Source organism: Erythrobacter alti (genome assembly GCF_037996805.1).
In the GTDB taxonomy this organism is placed as follows: Bacteria; Pseudomonadota; Alphaproteobacteria; order Sphingomonadales; family Sphingomonadaceae; genus Alteraurantiacibacter; species Alteraurantiacibacter alti.
Genome location: NZ_JBBNAX010000001.1, coordinates 581578 through 597288 on the forward strand (window position 1 = coordinate 581578; position 15711 = coordinate 597288).

Here is a 15711-nt window from a genome sequence, read left to right on the forward strand (position 1 = left end):
CCTTCCCCGCATCCAGCCGCGCGGAAACGCAGACAGATGGCCCGATAGTGGGCGCAGCACGGTTGGCTTGTCCGATGGAAGGAATGAATAACGCGGGTTAACGCGGGATGGAAGGGGAAATTGCGGGAAATTGTGGGAGAATGGCGTAAACCATTGATTCTATTGGGGCGGATTCTCCCCATTTGCGCCATGCCAGTGTGCCGCCTCACTCACGAATTCTGGCGGATTTCCGTCGTTTCCGCCCGTGACCTCCGGCGATTCTGCGTGAATTCCCGTATTTTCCCGCATTTGTGGAAAAATCCGCGCCAGCAACGACTCGAGACCCGACTCGGCGTGCGGATAAGGGCCTGCGGCATCAAGAATGGCGGCGTCCGCCATGATCAGCACTTGCCCTTGATCGATCCGGCAGTCGGCGAGCAGGCCTGACAATTCAAGCTGGCAGCCCCCGTCTCCAGCAAGAAGCCTGAACGTGCCCGACGAGTCGATCGGCAACATCTGTCCGTCATGGTCGATATTGTGCAGTCCGCCGCCCAGCGCATGATTATATTCTTCCAGGTCCAGTCCCCAGTGGGTCAGTATGGGCGACAGCAAGGCGACATCCTGCGGGCGACGACGGTCACCGATGTGAAACCGCGATTCCCCGGTCATCCACGGGTCGGCGAACAGCAGCAGCCGTCCACCTTCGCGCACCCAGCTATCCAGCGCGACATTCTCTTCCCCGCTCAAGCCCCGCGGTTGCGCAAGCAGCAAATAGCGGTGCGGCGCGAGCGCATCTTCGGAGAGGTAATCGAGTGGGGCGAGTTCGGCGCGTCGCTCCAGCACTTCGCGCGCCCAGTGCGCCGGTGCGGTGCCAGATAACAATTCGTCGAACCCGGCCGCTTCGCCCCAATAAATGGGGATTGTGCCCATCAGGGCGATAACCGGCTCGCCATCGCGATCCTGCGCGGCGGGATCGTCTTGCGCAAGCGCGGGCATTCCTGACAGCGCGAGCAGCAATCCGGCACAAATGGCCTTACTGGAGCGGAGCATTCTGCACATTCGACGGAGGAGGCACATCGCCGGTCGGATCGGTTGTGGGCGCGGTAGGCGTCGCAACAGGTCCGGCAGGCAATTGCGGGGCCACGCCGGCATCGACCAGCGGATCGCTCGGCGCGCTCGTGGCCGTGGCCACGACGGTAGGCGCAGCTTCGGGAACGGCGTTCGCCTCTGTTTCCTGCGCGCGGCTGTTGACGATATCGGCCAGCGCAATCACCAGCACCATCATCATGACCCCCGCACCCCCGATCTGGAGGCGCTGGAAACGTTCCTGTCGCGTGCCACCCAAGGGCACGGTCAACACTTCTGCCGGTGCCGATTCGGTGTCGGGCGCAGCAGGACGGGGCCGAAGCAGATCGCGCGGGTCGAGAACCATGACCGCAATCCTACAAGATCAAGATGAACCTAGCCAGTCGAATACCGGCAGTCCCTTTTTTGCCAGCCACTCTGCATTGTAGAGCGTGGAGAGATAGCGGAACCCGCTATCGCACAGCATGGTCACGACACGTGCATCCTCGCGCCCATCGGCCACCAAATGCTGGCCGAGCGCCACGGCGCCTGCCACGTTGATGCCCGAGGACAAGCCTAGGCACAGCCCCTCTTCACGCAGGAGCCGTGCGACCCAATCCATGCCTTCCTCGTCGGAGATGCGGAATTGTGTGTCGATCGGCGCATCTTCCAAATTCGCGGTAATGCGGCCCTGCCCGATGCCTTCTGCTACGGATGAGCCTTCGGACTTGAGTTCTCCGTTGGCGTAATAGCTGAACAGCGCCGCACCGTGCGGATCGGTCAAAGCGATGCGGATGTTTTCATCCTTAGCCTTCAGTCCCATGCCCACGCCAGCCAGCGTGCCGCCAGTACCCACGGCACAGGTGAAACCGTCCACGCGGCCATCCATCTGTTGCCAGATTTCCTCTGCCGTGCCCTCGATATGAGCGCGGCGGTTGGCGACATTGTCGAACTGGTTGGCCCAGATCGCGTTCTCGGTTTCCTCGGCAATCCGCCGGCTGGTATGAACGAAGTGGTTTGGATCGGCGAACTTGGTCGGCGGAACGGTGACAAGCTGCGCACCGAGAGCGCGCAAGGTGTCCATCTTTTCCTTGGACTGGTTGTCCGGCATCACGATCACGGTCTTGTAGCCCAGCGCATTGGCCACCAGCGCAATCCCGATACCGGTGTTGCCAGCCGTACCCTCGACCACGGTGCCGCCTGGTTTGAGCTCTCCGCGCGCCTCGGCATCGCGTACGATCCACAAGGCGGCGCGGTCTTTCACGCTGGCGCCCGGATTGGCGAATTCGCACTTGCCCCAGATCTCGCAACCCGCAGCCTCGCTGGGGCCGGACAGGAGGACGAGCGGCGTATTGCCGATGAGATCGAGAGTGTCGGTGCGCACGGGCGGGTTTGTCATGCGCACTGAATTAGGACGCGTTAGGCCCTAGCGCAACGCGAGAAGGTCTTGGGGTCGCGAAAGTCTGGCTACACAGGCAGTCAGACCATCCGTCCTTCAGTCTTCTTCCGCGATCGTAACTTTCAATCCGCTCAGGTCACCGGTGAACGGAATCTGGCACGACAGGCGCGAATTTGCGTCGCGATAATCGCTGGAATCGAGCAGGTCGTCCTCGTCCTCGCTCATAGCCGGTAGCTTGTCCTTGAATTCGGGATCGACATGCACGTGGCAGGTCGCACACGAACAGCAGCCGCCGCACAATGCCAGCAGCTCGTCAAACCCGTTGTCGCGGATGGCTTCCATCACGGTGAGGCCGTCTTCAACCTCGATAGTGCTTTCTTCGCCTGCGCGGTTGACGACGGTGAGCTTTGGCATGGATGTGTATTCCTCTGGTGAACTTCCCCGCGGCTGCTAGGGAAACGAACAAAGATTGGCAAGCATGGGCACGAGGACACGCGATGGGATTGACGGCAGGGCAGATCAAGTCGGCGCTAGATGAAGTGGCCCGTCGCGAGCCAGCCATCGCCCGTGCGCTGAAAGTCGCAGGCTATCCCGAAACGCGCATTCGGGACACCGGCTACAAGACCTTGCTTCGCACTATAGTGGGTCAGCAGGTGAGTGTCGCGGCAGCCACTTCGATGTGGAACAAGCTGGAGGCAGAACTGGGCGCGGATTTTACCCCCGCCTGCCTGCTCGAACGCGATTTCGACACGCTGCGCGCCTGCGGACTCTCGCGCCAGAAGCAGGGTTACGCACGGTCACTATGCGAATTGGTCCACGCCGAAGAACTGGACCTGACGAACCTTCCTGCTGACGATGAAGAGGCGATTGCCGAACTGACGCGCATCAAGGGCATTGGCCGCTGGTCTGCCGAAATCTACCTGCTGTTTGCCGAAGGCCGCCCTGACATCTGGCCCGCAGGCGATCTTGCCGTGATGGCCGGTATCGGCAAGATCCTCGGGCTGGACGAGCGGCCGGACGAAAAGGCCACTCGCGCGCTAGCCGAACCGTGGCGCCCGCATCGCGGCGCGACCGCGATATTCACCTGGCACTGTTACAACAATCCGGCGCTGTGAATCTCCCGGTCGAAAGTCCCGCGCTAGAAACGGAACCCCGCTGACACGCCCCATGTCGCTGGCGCGGCCCACACGCTGCCAATGCCCAGCGTGTTGAAGAGCACCTGCGACTGGTAGCGCTGGCCGGTGACGTTATCGCCATAGACCGCGAGCGAGAACCGCTCTGATGCATCGACCCATTCGGCCCGCAAGGTCAGCAATTCATAGCCGTCCTGGCGAAACTGCTGTTCGGGATCGAAAAAGAAGGACGAGGTATAGAACAGATTGCCCGACAGGTTGATGCTTCCGCTGCCATCCAGATCGATGGCGTAGCTCGCGCCGATATTGCCGGTGAATTCGGGTGAACGCTGCATCTTGAAACCCGATGCATCAATGGTTGTCTGCACGAGGGCGCCAGGACCGGCACCGCCCAATGACTGCGGTACGCACCAGAGTGGCGTGAGCGCGGCTGCAGCCGGGTCGCAGAAGCTGTAGAACGGTGCATTGGGGAAGGATTCGTAGCGCGCATGCGTCCACGCAGCCCCGCCGAAAATGCTGAAGCCATCAGCCGGGTTGATGCTGAACTGGCCTTCCAACCCGTAGATTTCCGACGATGCAGCATTGCGGATTTGCGCGGCCCCGCTTTGGAAGCTGGAAACCTGCAGATTTGTGTAATCGTAATAGAAGCCCGCGACGGAGAACGATGCCACCCGGTTATCGAACTTGTAGCCCAGTTCGAACGCATCAATTTTTTCGGGTTCGACCGGCTGCTGGGACAGGCCGCCGACATTCAGGATGCCCGCCTTGTAGCCCTGCGTATACGAAGCATAGATGCTCGATTGATCGTCCGGCTCAAAACGGACCACGAAGCGCGGCGTGAAGCTGTCGTCGGTCAGCTGGTCGACCGCAATCCGCGTGCCCGGCGTGCCGTTGAACGGTATCCTTTCGCCATTGGGCCCGGTGTAGAAGGTGGTGAACGGATTGGCCGTGAAATAGGCATCGTCCACGATATCGTGGCTGTACCGACCGCCCGCCGTGACAAACAGGCTATCGGTCAGTTGGTAGGTCAGGTCGACGAAGGCTGCGTAGCTTTCAGTGGTCGTGCTCGATCCGCCGAAATCGTTGAACGGTGACAGGCCGAATGACGCATCGACATCCCAAGTGTCGCGGTAGTTGAAATAGTTCAGTCCGGCGGTCCATTGCAGGCGCGAGCCCGGCTTGGAGTTGAGCAGGAATTCCTGCGACCAGTTCTCGTCGTCAACGCCAACGAAGATGTTGAAGAACGGCAGGGCGGTTGCGTCCAGATCGCCAAAGTAGGGCGTCTGGTCATTGCGGTACTGGCTGTAGGACGTCAGTTCGGCAAAGCCGAGATCGGCGCTGATGGTCAATTGCACACTGTCGGTGTTGGCCTCGAAGCTGACCGGCGGGTTGAGGAGAACGTCACCAGGTTCGGTGGCGAATGTACCTTGCGGCGCATAGAAATAGACCAGTGGCAGTCCCTGCGAGCTGGTGGCGCCGTATATGGCCTGCCCTGCTGGCGACACCATCGAGAGAAAGCCCGCTTCACCGCTTTCGTCGACATAGGCGTTCACCAACTGCGTCGTCGGGTTGGATGCTTCGGAATGGGTGAGGCGCAGCAATACCTCGACATTTTCAGTGAGTTCGGCCCTGATTCCGCCACGAATAGACCAGCTATCATATTCGCCGATATCTTCGCTGCCCGTAGTGAGATCGGTGAAATGCCCGTCGCCGCGGCGGAACTGGCCTTCCAGATCAACCGCGATTGTATCGCTTAGCGGACCGGTGACGTATCCCTGCGTTGAGATCGCACCGAAGCGGCCATGGCTGGCGCGCACTTCGCCGCCCGGCGTGAAGGACGGTTCAGCCGTGGTGAGCAGGATAGCGCCACCGGTGGTGTTTCGCCCGAATAGAGTGCCCTGCGGTCCCTTCAGCACCTGAATGCTCTCGACATTCAACAAATCGAAGTCGGAGACATATGTGTTCGGCTGGAAGAACCCGTCGACATAGATACCCACGTTCGGCCCGCCGCCCGATGTGGTGATCGCCGTGCCCACACCGCGGATCGTCGGCTGGACCGCCGGACCTTGGCTATCGAACCGCAGTCCGGGCGTCAGCTTGGTTATATCGGACAATCGCTCTACCCCCGCATTGGCGAGAAGGTCGCCATCGAGCACGGTCAGGCTGATCGGCACATCGACCGAAGCTTCATCGCGGCGCTGCGCGGTCACGAAAATCGAACCGACTTCGCTGTCGGAAGCTCCATCCTGATCGTCCTGAGCGAGTGCAGGCGTGAAACTGGCAGCGCTGCAAATGGCGGCAAATACTGCGGTCGAGACAAATTGGTGGCGCATTATAACCCCTCATCCGATTGCATTCGGCAGCAATCTCTTCGCTCAACATGCAGGGGTCGCAGCACGAAGAAAGCCAAATTCGACTTTCGCAGCCATCAATCGCGAGAGCGATCTGGCTAGGAGTGAGAATGCGGTGGCAAAGCGATTATGCAGAGGTGCAGGCTACATTGCTTTTTCGCCGCCAATACCTAACTCCCACCCCTCAATCCGGGAGAGAACATGACCACCGCAACCGCCACTCATTCCGCCGCCGACCGTATCGCGGACACTCCGCTGATCCCGCGCGATCATCTGTTCGGCAATCCAACGCGCTCGGGAGGCAAGATCAGCCCCGATGGCAAGTGGGTCAGCTGGATGGCACCGTGGGAAGGCGTGATGAACGTCTTCATGGCCCCGGCTGAAGACGAGACCGATGTGCGCCGCATGACAAGCGCCAAGGACCGCCCGATCCCGACTTATTTCTGGGCGCCCGACAGCCAGAGCGTGCTGTATATCCGCGACAAGGAAGGTGACGAGAATTACCTGCTTTACCAGGTCGATCTGGAAGGGAAGAACGAGAAGTGCCTGACCCCGTTCGATGACACGCGCGTCCAGATCGTCGGCGCGTCCGACACGATCAAGGACAAGCTGCTGCTGGGCCTCAACAACCGGGACTCGCGCTTTCACGATGTCCATATGCTCGATTTGACGACGGGCGATCTGACCTTGGTGTTCGAGAACAATGAATGGGCCGGGTTCGAAGCCGATGACAGCCTGATGCTTCGCTGGGCCGTGCGGCAGAATGCCGAAGGCGGCGCCGACATGCACGAGATCACCGATGGCGTGGTGGCCGACACTCCGCGTGAGGTGACAGGGCTGGACGATGCGCTCACCACCCATATGGCGGGCTACACAACCGACGGGTCGATCCTCTACTGGCTCGACAGCCGTGGTCGCGATACTGCCGCCCTGTTTGCCGAAGATACCGCAACTGGCGAGCGCACTCTGATTGCAAGCCATGACAAGGCCGATATCGGTGGAACCATGCGCGATACGAAGACCGGTGTGGTCCAAGCCTGGAGCGCAACCTATCTGCGTACCGAGCATCATCCGCTCAACGATGAGATCGGCAAAGCACTGGGTTGGCTACGCGATCGGCTCGATGGCGACTTCGGCGTGCAATCGCGCACTGATGACGACCGCCGCTGGCTGGTCTGGCACGACCCGCTGACCGGCCCCATCGCCAGCTACCTGTTCGACCGCGACGAGATGAGGCTGCGCCAGTTCTACGTCACCAAGCCCGAACTGGAAGGCGCACCGCTCCAGCCGATGCATCCGCGCGAGATAAAGGCGCGCGACGGACTTGTCCTGCCAAGCTATCTTACCCTCCCCCCGCAATGCGATGCCGATGAAGACGGAGTGCCCGACGCGCCCGTACCGATGGTGCTGGTGGTGCATGGCGGCCCGTGGGCGCGCGATGGCTATGGCTACAACCGCACCCACCAATGGCTCGCCAACCGCGGCTACGCCGTGCTGAGTGTCAACTTCCGGGGCTCGACAGGCTTCGGCAAGGCATTCATCAGCGCGGGCGACAAGGAATGGTCGGGCAAGATGCACGATGACTTGATCGACGCGGTCGATTGGGCGGTCGAGCAGGGCATCGCACAGAAGGACAAGATTGCCATCATGGGCGGTTCCTACGGCGGCTATGCGACGCTGGTCGGCCTGACGTTCACGCCCGATGTCTTTGCCTGCGGCGTCGATATCGTTGGCCCGTCGAACCTCGAGACATTGCTCGAAACCATCCCGCCCTATTGGGAACCGATGGTAAAGCAGTTCCACGAACGCATGGGTGATCCGACAACGCCCGAAGGCCTGCAGTTCCTCAAGGACATTAGCCCGCTCTACAAGGCGCGCGAAATCACCAAGCCACTGCTGATCGGGCAAGGCGCGAACGATCCACGCGTCAAGCAGGCCGAGAGCGACCAGATCGTGGAAGCCATGGAGCGCGAAGGCGTGCCAGTAACCTACGTGCTGTTCCCCGACGAAGGTCACGGCTTCCACCGGCCCGAAAACAACATCGCCTTCAATGCCATCGCAGAGAACTTCCTCGCCGAATGCCTCGGCGGACGCGCGGAACCTGTAGGCGACGTGCTTGAGGGTTCGACGGCAGATATCCGCACAGGGCGCGAACATGTCGGGCTCTAGATACGACCTGGAGCCTGCGCAGGCTTGAAATTAACAACAATGTCAGTAGTGGTAACGCCTGCACATCAGTGAAAGAGGCAACATGACCGACTACAAGAGCATTCTCATTACCGGCGGCGGATCGGGCATCGGCCGCGCCGTGGCGCAGCGGTTTTCGCGCGGCGGCTGGTTTGTCGGTCTGGCCGATATTGATGAAGCAGGCATGGCAGAAACGGGCGCCCTGCTTCCCGATGGCACTTGGTCTGCGCACAAGCTCGACGTGCGCGATCCCGAACAATGGGAGCGCGCGCTCAAGGATTTCCATGATGCTTGCGGTGGCCGCATTGATGTACTCGCCAACAATGCCGGTGTCCCGCTCGGAGGCAGACTGGTCGACCTGACGACAGAGGAAATCGACCGCACGCTCGACATCAATCTGACGGGCGTGATTTACGGAGCGCGGGCGGCCTATCCCTATCTCAAGGAAGCCGGACCGGGATCATGCCTTGTCAACACTTGCAGCGCGGCAGGCCTCTATGGCCAGGGTGGCATGACGATTTATTGCGCCAGCAAGATGGGTGTTCGCGCGCTGACCGAAAGCCTCGACATCGAATGGGCGCCCGACGGCATCCGCGTTACCGACGTCATGCCCAGCTATATCGACACGCCGCTGCTCGCCCAGTCGAGCCATGCCGGGAGCAACAAGCCGATCCGCGACAGCGTAAGCAATGCCGGGCTGGAATTCACTCCTGTCGAAGATGTCGCCGAGACATTCTGGCGCGCGGTGCATGGCGACAAGCTGCACAACCCTATTGGCAAGACCGCTCGCAAGATCGCGACCGCAGCGCGCTGGATGCCGAGCTATATCCGCCGCAAGTCTCGCGAACTTGCCAGCTCTGGCCTTAAGCCGATGGGTTGACGCGCCAGCCGCTCCCACAGATACCGGCAGCCGAGAGGAAACAGCCATGCAGAAGAGCATTTTCATCACCGGCGGCGGATCGGGAATCGGACGCGCCATGGCGAAGAAATTCGCAGACGAAGGCTGGTTCGTCGGCATTGCCGATCGCAACCAGGCCGGGATGGAAGAAACCAGCGCGATGCTGTCCGAAGGCCAGTGCCGGACATACAAGTTCGACGTGACCGACCGTGCCGCGTGGGACGATGCCTTGTCCAGCTTTACCCAGCACACCGGCGGCAGGCTGGATGTGCTCGCCAATAACGCGGGTCTGCCATCGGGTGGCCCGCTGACCGAGGTGACCCATGAAGAGCTCGACCTGCTGCTCGACGTGAACTTGCGCGCGGTTTTTTACGGCGCGAAAGCCGCTTTCCCCTATCTCAAGGCTGCTGCACCCGGCTCATGCCTGCTCAACACTGCCAGCGCCGCCGCTATCCACGGCATGGCCAACCAGAGCGTTTACGGCGCGACCAAGGCCGGCGTGAAATCGATGACGGAAAGCCTCGAAGCCGAATGGATGGAGTACGGTATCAAGTCACGTTCCATCATGCCGAGTTTCATCGATACGCCGCTGCTGCAGAACCCGCCCAACCGCAGCCGCAACACGCCGATCCGCGATTCGGTGATGAAGGCGGGCTTCGAATTCACCCCGGTCGAAACGGTTGCGCAGGAAGCGTGGAACGCGGTGCATGGTGATGCAACTCACGTTCTGGTGGGAAAGACCGCCAAGAAAATGAGCTTTGTCGCGAAGTGGTGGCCCGGCTATCTCAAGCGCCGCGCCAAATCGCTGGCCAAGGCACATGAAAAGAGCGAGGGTCGCCCAGCTTCGGCTGGCTAGAAGCTCAGCTCTCCGAAGCCAGTAACTGCTCGATCGACCGCGCCATCTTGATGTCGCGCATCGAAAGGCCATTCGCATCATGCGTGGTCAGTTCGATCTGCACCTTGTTGTAGACGTTGGACCATTCAGGATGATGATCCTCTTGCTCGGCAATCATCGCAACCCGCGTCATGAAGGCGAAGGCCTCGCTGAAATCGCCGAACTTGAACGTGCGGCTGATGGCATCGCCATCGCGGGTGAACGTCCACCCTTCCAGTCCCGCAACCAGCTCTTCCGCTTCAGATCGAGCCAATCCTTCAACTGCCATTATAAAACCCCAATTCTCGAGTGCTTGCCTATAACACAGTCCATGCCCTAACGCGGCCCGTGATGGAACCGTGCCGATTAGTCGCGACTGAACTGGCCTGCCGCCGCGGCGACCGGGTGCTGTTTTCAGGCCTCTCGCTGGCACTGGAAGCGGGCGAGGCGCTGCATGTCACCGGACCCAACGGCACCGGCAAATCGAGCCTTATTCGCATCCTTGCAAGGCTGCTGCGCCCCTATGCAGGGCAAGTCGAGCATCAAGGTTCGCTGGCGCTGGTTGACGAGCGACTGGCGCTGGACGAGCACCTGCCACTGGGCCGCGCACTTGCCTTTTGGCAAAATCTTGACGGCTGCAGATCGCCCGGCGCTGCATTGCATATGCTGCAATTGGAAGACCTGCTGGAAGTGCCCGTGCGTTTTCTCTCGACCGGGCAACGCAAGCGTGCCGCCCTCGCCCGCCTGCTTAACGGCGGACGAAGGATCTGGCTGCTCGACGAGCCATTGAACGGGCTGGATAGCCAGGCACGGGGCGCAGTCGAGGCCTTGCTGGCGCTCCATTGCGGTGGTGGCGGTATCGCGCTGGTCGCCAGCCACCAGCCAATTGCGCTTCCGGGCAAGCAAAGCTTGCACCTGCCGGATTTCGCGACATGAGCGTGCTTGCAACCCTGTTGCGCCGCGACCTCGCGGCCTTGCTGCCCGGTTCGGCGCGCGGCAATTCGCTGCTGCCGCTGCTGTTCTTCCTTGCCGTGGCCATGCTATATCCCTTTGCCATCGGGCCTGAGCCGCAATTGCTGGCCGCGACCGGTGGCGGAGTGATCTGGGTGGCCGCCCTGCTCGCCGCCATCCTTCCGCTCGACCGGCTGCTTGCGACCGATGTCGAGAACGGCTTCTTCGATCAATGGACCTTGCGCGGTATTGCCGAGGAGGTTGTCGTGGCGGTGCGGCTGCTGGCGCACTGGTTAAGCTTTGGCCCGATCATCATTGCTGCGGCAATTCCCGCCAGCGCACTGGTCGGGATGGACGGGGAGACCTTGCGCATCGTCCTGATCGGCCTGCTCGCCGGTACACCGGGCCTTGCCGCCATCGGCATCATCATCGCGGCTGTGACAGTTGGCTTGCGCGGCGGTGGTGCCGCGCTTTCGGGTCTCTTGATGATCCCGCTAGCAGTGCCGCTACTGATCTTCGGTGCCGGGTCGCTGTCGAGCGGCGGTGAAGGCGGGCTGGCGTTGACCGGAGCGATCAGCCTGGTGCTGGTGGCGATCGCGCCCTTCGCAGGCGGCGCGGCGATCAGGGCTGCGCGGGAGGGCTAGCGCGGATCAATACGGCGGGTGGTAGTCATCGCGACGCAAAGTCAGCATGTAATCCGCCAGCAACTCAGCTTCGTCCTGCTCGAGATAGAAATCCATCTGGTCCGGATAATTGTGCGCCTCGGTCAGCCACGTCAGCAGCGTTTCGCGAGTCAGACCGGGCGTATTGGCGATCACCGCCCATTCGGGAGCCTGCGGATTGGCCGACAAGCCATAGGGTTCAACCATGTGGCATCCCCCGCAAGCCGCCTGCGCCAGCGCCCGGCCTTCATGCTGTTCATAGGCTGACTGCGGCGCGGCGTGCTGGCAGGAGCTTAGCAGAAGGGAAGAAAGGGCAAGAATGGCGGGGCGTGAAATTGGCATGGGCGACTACTCCTAAAGGTACGACCATCTTGCCCGCATTTTCAGCCGCACGCTTTGCGCCAGATCAAATGCGCCCAGCAAAGTTCCCTCATCCAAGACAAAACAGCCTCCATCCGCTATCCCAATTCTGGGTCGCGAATCAGTGAGGAGGATTTCCATGAGGAAATTGATTCCGGCGATAGCTGCCGTCGCGTTGCTTGGCGCGTGTACCGAAGTTGAAGAAGCAGACCCGGTGGTTGAAGAAACGGCCGACGCAGAATCCATGACCGACGCCAATGGCGAGACAATGGAAGCATATCTGGGCGAATGGGACGTTACCTACCCTGACGGCACCACAGGCGTAACCACCAACAATGCCGACGGCACCTATTCAGCGGTGCTGCCAGACGGATCGACGATCGACGGAAATTGGACTTTCGGTGCGGATGAATCGTGCTGGGTACCGAATGCCGAAGGCGTGGAACCGGCTTGCTACGCGGTGGGTGCTGCCGACGAAACCGGCGCACGCGTCCTGTCCATGGCCGATGGCACGAGCATCACCGTCAGTCCGGTCGCGTCTTCAGACACAGCTGAATAGGCAAACCGACAGCGCAGGCGGCGGTCGCATTGGATCACCGCCGCGCCTGTCACCTTGTCGGTCAGCTGTAAGGCGGCTTGTGCAACCCGGTCGGCGACGAGGTGAATATCTCTGCGCCGTCTTCGGTGATGCCGATCGAATGTTCGAACTGCGCGGAAAGCGATTTGTCACGCGTCACCGCGGTCCAGCCATCGTTGAGCAGTTTCACATGCGGACGACCGAGGTTGATCATCGGTTCGATGGTCATAAACATGCCGGCTTTCAGCTCCGGCCCCGTGCCCGCGCGTGCCGCGTGGACGACTTCGGGTGCATCGTGGAACAGACGGCCAAGCCCGTGTCCGCAGAAATCGCGCACCACGCCGTAACGGTGGCGCTCTGCGATCTGCTGGATGGCAGCGCCAATATCGCCCAGCCGCGCGCCCGGGCGAACCTGGGCAATGCCTGCCATCAGGCACTCGTAAGTGACCTCGACAAGCTTCTTCGCCTTCAGCGGTACATCGCCGACGAGGAACATGCGGCTGGTGTCGCCATGCCATCCGTCGAGCAGCGGTGTCACGTCGATGTTGACGATGTCCCCGTCCTTCAGCTTCTTGTCGCTGGGGATGCCATGGCACACGACATGGTTGATCGAGATGCAGCAGCTATGGGTATAGCCGCGATAGCCCAGCGTTGCAGGAACCGCACCGCCATCGAGCGTCATCTCGCGGACAACCGCGTCCAGTTCTGCCGTCGTGACGCCGGGCTGCACCCGCGTCGCCATCTCGTCCAGGATGCGTGCGGCCAGCTGGCCGGCCTTGCGCATGCCTTCAAACCCTTCGGGTCCGTGCAGTTTGATCGTGCCGTCCCGATAGACGGAGGTATCACCCGATACGTGTTGATATTGCGTCATGGAAATCCATGTAGCGACTGGAACGGCCAATTGCGAGCCGGACCTTGCCTGCCCTAGTTGCGGACCGTGAAATCCTCGCGATATGCAGGGCGCACGATGGCCAGCAGGTCCTCATCCATATCGAAGGTAAATTCGTAGGAGCCTTCCGCATAAGGCCCCGCCAGATAGGGCGCTATCTGTATGCCGATACGGTCGAATGTCCGGCCGTTGGTGGATGCGAGCAGCAGATTGGTTTCATCGGGCTTGATGCAGGCATCGAAGGAATCAGTCGAACCTTCCTCGATCGGCGTTCCGCGTCGTTCTTCGCGTTCCGCATTGAGAGCACCGCACAGGCGCTCCCCAAGAGCTTCATCCAGCGCCTCGGGTGAAGTGAAGAAGGCGATAGGCTCCAGCGTGCGGTCGTTTTGCTTGTCCCACACGATCGTGTCGAACCCATAATTGGGATGCGCGCCGCCACGGTAGCTGTCGAGCGCTGCCGACAGGCTCAGCCAGCGCGGGAGATCGGCAATGACTTCCCAGCTTGTCCCGCTGGAATACTTGTTGAAGGGAAAACCGTTGTCGCGAGCCTGTGCGCGTCCGCGCGCTGATTCGCCTGCCAGCGACTGGCGCTGCCGGTCCAGCCGCCGATCAAGCCACGCCGCGAGACCCGGCAGATCGCCCGCCGCCTTCGGATAGCTGTATTCGAAACGGAAATTGTCATTTTCCTCGATCACTTCGCGGGCGCCACCGATGGGCGTTTCTTCACCGTTTATGTTGCCGCTTCCGGGCGTATTCGACGGGTCTGGGGTATCGGCTGAGCCAGGGGTTTGCGAGTCATCGGGATTGCCCCCGCCGGAGGACAGATCGCACCCTCCCAACAGCAGCGCCGGGGAGAACAGCAAAACCACAATTCGAATGAATCGTCGGATCATCACACCCGAGCCTTTCCAAATGCGAACGAAAACGGCAAGCGTTATTCTATGAGCATTGCAGACAATTTGATCCAGCCGGATCGCGGGCAGGAAGCCGTTGCGATCCACCTCGTCAACAAGGAAACCTTCGACAGTTTCGCAAAAGGACTGAGCGGCCCCCAGCGTGCCGCAATCGCTGCGCAGAAGTTTTCTGGCGGCGGTTACCAGACCGCAATCGTGCCCGATGGTGATGGATGGTTCGCTGTCGGCGGGGTTGCCGACCCGGCAGAACTGTCCAGCTGGTGTCTCGCCAAACTGGCAGAGAGCCTGCCCGCCGGAACCTACCGTCTGCATGGCAGCCAGCCCGGCCCCGCGTTGCACGGCTGGCAGACCGCGCAATATACATTTGAACGATACGCCAAGGATGAGGAGGCCGAAGGCCCGCGCATCCTGCTGACCGAAGATGTCGCCAAGATCGACCTTTCGGTGGCAGAGGCTGTCGCCGCATGCCTGGTCGCTGACCTGGTGAATACTCCGGCTGAGGACATGGGTCCGGCCGCACTCGAGGCCGAGGCCGAGCGGATTACCAAGGCGCACAAGGCCAAGCTGGAAGTCGTGCGCGGTGACGCGCTGGAAACCGGTTATCCGATGATCCACGCCGTTGGCCGAGCTGCGGATCGCAAGCACGCTCCGCGCCTGCTGCATTTCACCTGGGGCAAGGAAGACCACCCGCGCGTAGCCATCGTTGGCAAGGGAGTGACTTTCGATTCAGGCGGTCTAGACGTGAAATCGGCGACCGGCATGAAACTGATGAAGAAAGACATGGGCGGCGCGGCCCATGCGCTGGCGCTGGCCGAACTGATCATGAAGGCTGGACTGAAGGTGCACCTGCATTGCGTCGTACCCACGGTCGAGAACGCGATCGCGGGCAATGCCTTTCGTCCGGGAGACGTGCTCGACAGCCGCAAGGGGCTCACCGTCGAAATCGGCAACACCGATGCCGAAGGTCGCCTGATCCTGGGCGATGCTCTGACCTTGGCAAGCGAAAGCGACCCTGAACTGATTATCGATTTCGCCACCCTCACGGGGGCCGCACGTGTGGCTGTCGGCCCTGACCTGCCCGCGCTCTTCACACGAAGGGACCAGACCGCGGACCAACTGATCGAGGCTGGCCGCGCTCATGACGATGCGCCGTGGCGCCTGCCGATCCACGAAGCCTATGGCGAATGGCTGAAATCGGACATTGCCGACATCAACAATGCCCATGGCAACGCCTTTGCCGGTGCCAGCGTGGCGGCATCCTTCCTCGACAGGTTTGTCGGAGAGGATATCGACTGGGCGCATTTCGATACTTTCGCTTGGCGACCTTTCGCCAAGCCGGGCAGGCCCAAGGGCGGCGCGGCACTGGGCCTGCGGGCCGCCTTCCACGCACTACGCGGACGCTATGGCTGACAGGTTTTTGCGCCCCGATGCGCCTTGCCCGCGTGCCTTGGGGTGTATAAGCGCGCTTCTGA

Annotated in this window: 17 protein-coding genes; 8 read left to right on the top strand and 9 right to left on the bottom strand. The window is 61.3% G+C overall.

The window, feature by feature from the left end:
• Window positions 1–159: 159 nt before the first annotated feature.
• From AAC850_RS02855 to AAC850_RS02870, 4 genes are all read right to left on the bottom strand, one after another.
• Window positions 160–1029: a motility-associated ABC transporter substrate-binding family protein gene (locus AAC850_RS02855; RefSeq protein WP_340587097.1), complete on the bottom strand. Its 870-nt coding sequence runs from the start codon at window positions 1027–1029 to the stop codon at window positions 160–162.
• A complete protein-coding gene (locus AAC850_RS02860) occupies window positions 1013–1411 on the bottom strand; it encodes a hypothetical protein (RefSeq protein WP_340587098.1) in 399 nt (132 codons plus the stop codon). Before AAC850_RS02860 ends, AAC850_RS02855 begins: the two co-directional genes overlap by 17 nt.
• A gap of 18 nt (window positions 1412–1429) precedes the next feature.
• Entirely contained in the window at window positions 1430–2443 is a 1014-nt protein-coding gene (locus AAC850_RS02865; RefSeq protein WP_340587099.1) for a cysteine synthase A, read from the bottom strand.
• A 96-nt stretch (window positions 2444–2539) separates the two neighbouring features.
• Window positions 2540–2857 carry a 2Fe-2S iron-sulfur cluster-binding protein gene (locus AAC850_RS02870; protein ID WP_340587100.1) on the bottom strand — a complete coding sequence of 106 codons (318 nt, stop codon included), beginning with the start codon at window positions 2855–2857 and terminating at the stop codon, window positions 2540–2542.
• Between the two features lie 83 nt (window positions 2858–2940).
• Between AAC850_RS02870 and AAC850_RS02875 the strand changes: the two genes are divergently transcribed.
• Window positions 2941–3558 carry a DNA-3-methyladenine glycosylase family protein gene (locus AAC850_RS02875; RefSeq protein ID WP_340587101.1) on the top strand — a complete coding sequence of 206 codons (618 nt, stop codon included), beginning with the start codon at window positions 2941–2943 and terminating at the stop codon, window positions 3556–3558.
• A gap of 23 nt (window positions 3559–3581) precedes the next feature.
• Here the strand turns inward: AAC850_RS02875 and AAC850_RS02880 are convergent, their stop codons facing one another.
• Window positions 3582–5909, bottom strand: a complete 2328-nt coding sequence (locus AAC850_RS02880) for a TonB-dependent receptor (protein ID WP_340587102.1) — start codon at window positions 5907–5909, stop codon at window positions 3582–3584.
• 219 nt (window positions 5910–6128) lie between these two features.
• Here AAC850_RS02880 and AAC850_RS02885 point away from each other — a divergent pair, with 219 nt between their 5' ends.
• The 3 genes from AAC850_RS02885 (at window position 6129) to AAC850_RS02895 (ending at window position 9868) form a co-directional block, all read left to right on the top strand.
• On the top strand, window positions 6129–8096 hold the full coding sequence (locus AAC850_RS02885) for a S9 family peptidase (RefSeq protein WP_340587103.1): 1968 nt from the start codon (window positions 6129–6131) through the stop codon (window positions 8094–8096).
• Window positions 8097–8178: 82 nt separating this feature from the next.
• Window positions 8179–8994 (top strand): SDR family oxidoreductase, encoded by an 816-nt coding sequence (locus AAC850_RS02890; protein WP_340587104.1) that lies wholly within the window; start codon window positions 8179–8181, stop codon window positions 8992–8994.
• 46 nt (window positions 8995–9040) lie between these two features.
• Window positions 9041–9868 (top strand): SDR family oxidoreductase, encoded by an 828-nt coding sequence (locus AAC850_RS02895; protein WP_340587105.1) that lies wholly within the window; start codon window positions 9041–9043, stop codon window positions 9866–9868.
• 4 nt (window positions 9869–9872) lie between these two features.
• On the opposite strand, the gene AAC850_RS02900 is transcribed toward AAC850_RS02895, so the two are convergent.
• Window positions 9873–10175, bottom strand: a complete 303-nt coding sequence (locus AAC850_RS02900; protein ID WP_340587106.1) for a 4a-hydroxytetrahydrobiopterin dehydratase — start codon at window positions 10173–10175, stop codon at window positions 9873–9875.
• A gap of 62 nt (window positions 10176–10237) precedes the next feature.
• Here AAC850_RS02900 and ccmA point away from each other — a divergent pair, with 62 nt between their 5' ends.
• Both ccmA and AAC850_RS02910 read left to right on the top strand, forming a co-directional pair.
• On the top strand, window positions 10238–10822 hold the full coding sequence (gene ccmA / locus AAC850_RS02905; RefSeq protein WP_340587230.1) for a heme ABC exporter ATP-binding protein CcmA: 585 nt from the start codon (window positions 10238–10240) through the stop codon (window positions 10820–10822).
• Window positions 10819–11481 carry a heme exporter protein CcmB gene (locus tag AAC850_RS02910; RefSeq protein ID WP_340587107.1) on the top strand — a complete coding sequence of 221 codons (663 nt, stop codon included), beginning with the start codon at window positions 10819–10821 and terminating at the stop codon, window positions 11479–11481. The genes ccmA and AAC850_RS02910 overlap by 4 nt, the downstream gene beginning before the upstream one ends.
• Before the next feature lie 6 nt (window positions 11482–11487).
• Here the strand turns inward: AAC850_RS02910 and AAC850_RS02915 are convergent, their stop codons facing one another.
• Entirely contained in the window at window positions 11488–11841 is a 354-nt protein-coding gene (locus AAC850_RS02915; protein WP_340587108.1) for a hypothetical protein, read from the bottom strand.
• A 157-nt stretch (window positions 11842–11998) separates the two neighbouring features.
• Between AAC850_RS02915 and AAC850_RS02920 the strand changes: the two genes are divergently transcribed.
• Window positions 11999–12418, top strand: coding sequence for a hypothetical protein (locus AAC850_RS02920; protein WP_340587109.1), 420 nt, complete (start codon window positions 11999–12001; stop codon window positions 12416–12418).
• Between the two features lie 61 nt (window positions 12419–12479).
• On the opposite strand, the gene map is transcribed toward AAC850_RS02920, so the two are convergent.
• Together map and AAC850_RS02930 are read right to left on the bottom strand one after the other, a co-directional pair.
• The gene (gene map / locus AAC850_RS02925; protein ID WP_340587110.1) at window positions 12480–13307 is read right to left on the bottom strand and encodes a type I methionyl aminopeptidase; all 828 of its coding nucleotides are present in this window, start codon (window positions 13305–13307) and stop codon (window positions 12480–12482) included.
• A gap of 53 nt (window positions 13308–13360) precedes the next feature.
• Window positions 13361–14218 (bottom strand): DUF4163 domain-containing protein, encoded by an 858-nt coding sequence (locus AAC850_RS02930; protein WP_340587111.1) that lies wholly within the window; start codon window positions 14216–14218, stop codon window positions 13361–13363.
• 48 nt (window positions 14219–14266) lie between these two features.
• Between AAC850_RS02930 and AAC850_RS02935 the strand changes: the two genes are divergently transcribed.
• On the top strand, window positions 14267–15649 hold the full coding sequence (locus AAC850_RS02935) for a leucyl aminopeptidase family protein (RefSeq protein WP_340587112.1): 1383 nt from the start codon (window positions 14267–14269) through the stop codon (window positions 15647–15649).
• The last annotated feature ends 62 nt before the right edge of the window (window positions 15650–15711 follow it).

Coding starts and splice junctions, on each gene's coding strand:
- AAC850_RS02865 (WP_340587099.1), bottom strand. CDS start 2,443: ATGACAAACCCGCCCGTGCGCACCGACACTCTCGATCTCATCGGCAAT.
- AAC850_RS02935 (WP_340587112.1), top strand. CDS start 14,267: ATGAGCATTGCAGACAATTTGATCCAGCCGGATCGCGGGCAGGAAGCC.
- AAC850_RS02885 (WP_340587103.1), top strand. CDS start 6,129: ATGACCACCGCAACCGCCACTCATTCCGCCGCCGACCGTATCGCGGAC.
- AAC850_RS02895 (WP_340587105.1), top strand. CDS start 9,041: ATGCAGAAGAGCATTTTCATCACCGGCGGCGGATCGGGAATCGGACGC.
- AAC850_RS02910 (WP_340587107.1), top strand. CDS start 10,819: ATGAGCGTGCTTGCAACCCTGTTGCGCCGCGACCTCGCGGCCTTGCTG.
- AAC850_RS02860 (WP_340587098.1), bottom strand. CDS start 1,411: ATGGTTCTCGACCCGCGCGATCTGCTTCGGCCCCGTCCTGCTGCGCCC.
- AAC850_RS02855 (WP_340587097.1), bottom strand. CDS start 1,029: ATGCTCCGCTCCAGTAAGGCCATTTGTGCCGGATTGCTGCTCGCGCTG.
- AAC850_RS02930 (WP_340587111.1), bottom strand. CDS start 14,218: ATGATCCGACGATTCATTCGAATTGTGGTTTTGCTGTTCTCCCCGGCG.
- AAC850_RS02890 (WP_340587104.1), top strand. CDS start 8,179: ATGACCGACTACAAGAGCATTCTCATTACCGGCGGCGGATCGGGCATC.
- ccmA (WP_340587230.1), top strand. CDS start 10,238: ATGGAACCGTGCCGATTAGTCGCGACTGAACTGGCCTGCCGCCGCGGC.
- AAC850_RS02875 (WP_340587101.1), top strand. CDS start 2,941: ATGGGATTGACGGCAGGGCAGATCAAGTCGGCGCTAGATGAAGTGGCC.
- map (WP_340587110.1), bottom strand. CDS start 13,307: ATGACGCAATATCAACACGTATCGGGTGATACCTCCGTCTATCGGGAC.
- AAC850_RS02880 (WP_340587102.1), bottom strand. CDS start 5,909: ATGCGCCACCAATTTGTCTCGACCGCAGTATTTGCCGCCATTTGCAGC.
- AAC850_RS02900 (WP_340587106.1), bottom strand. CDS start 10,175: ATGGCAGTTGAAGGATTGGCTCGATCTGAAGCGGAAGAGCTGGTTGCG.
- AAC850_RS02920 (WP_340587109.1), top strand. CDS start 11,999: ATGAGGAAATTGATTCCGGCGATAGCTGCCGTCGCGTTGCTTGGCGCG.
- AAC850_RS02915 (WP_340587108.1), bottom strand. CDS start 11,841: ATGCCAATTTCACGCCCCGCCATTCTTGCCCTTTCTTCCCTTCTGCTA.
- AAC850_RS02870 (WP_340587100.1), bottom strand. CDS start 2,857: ATGCCAAAGCTCACCGTCGTCAACCGCGCAGGCGAAGAAAGCACTATC.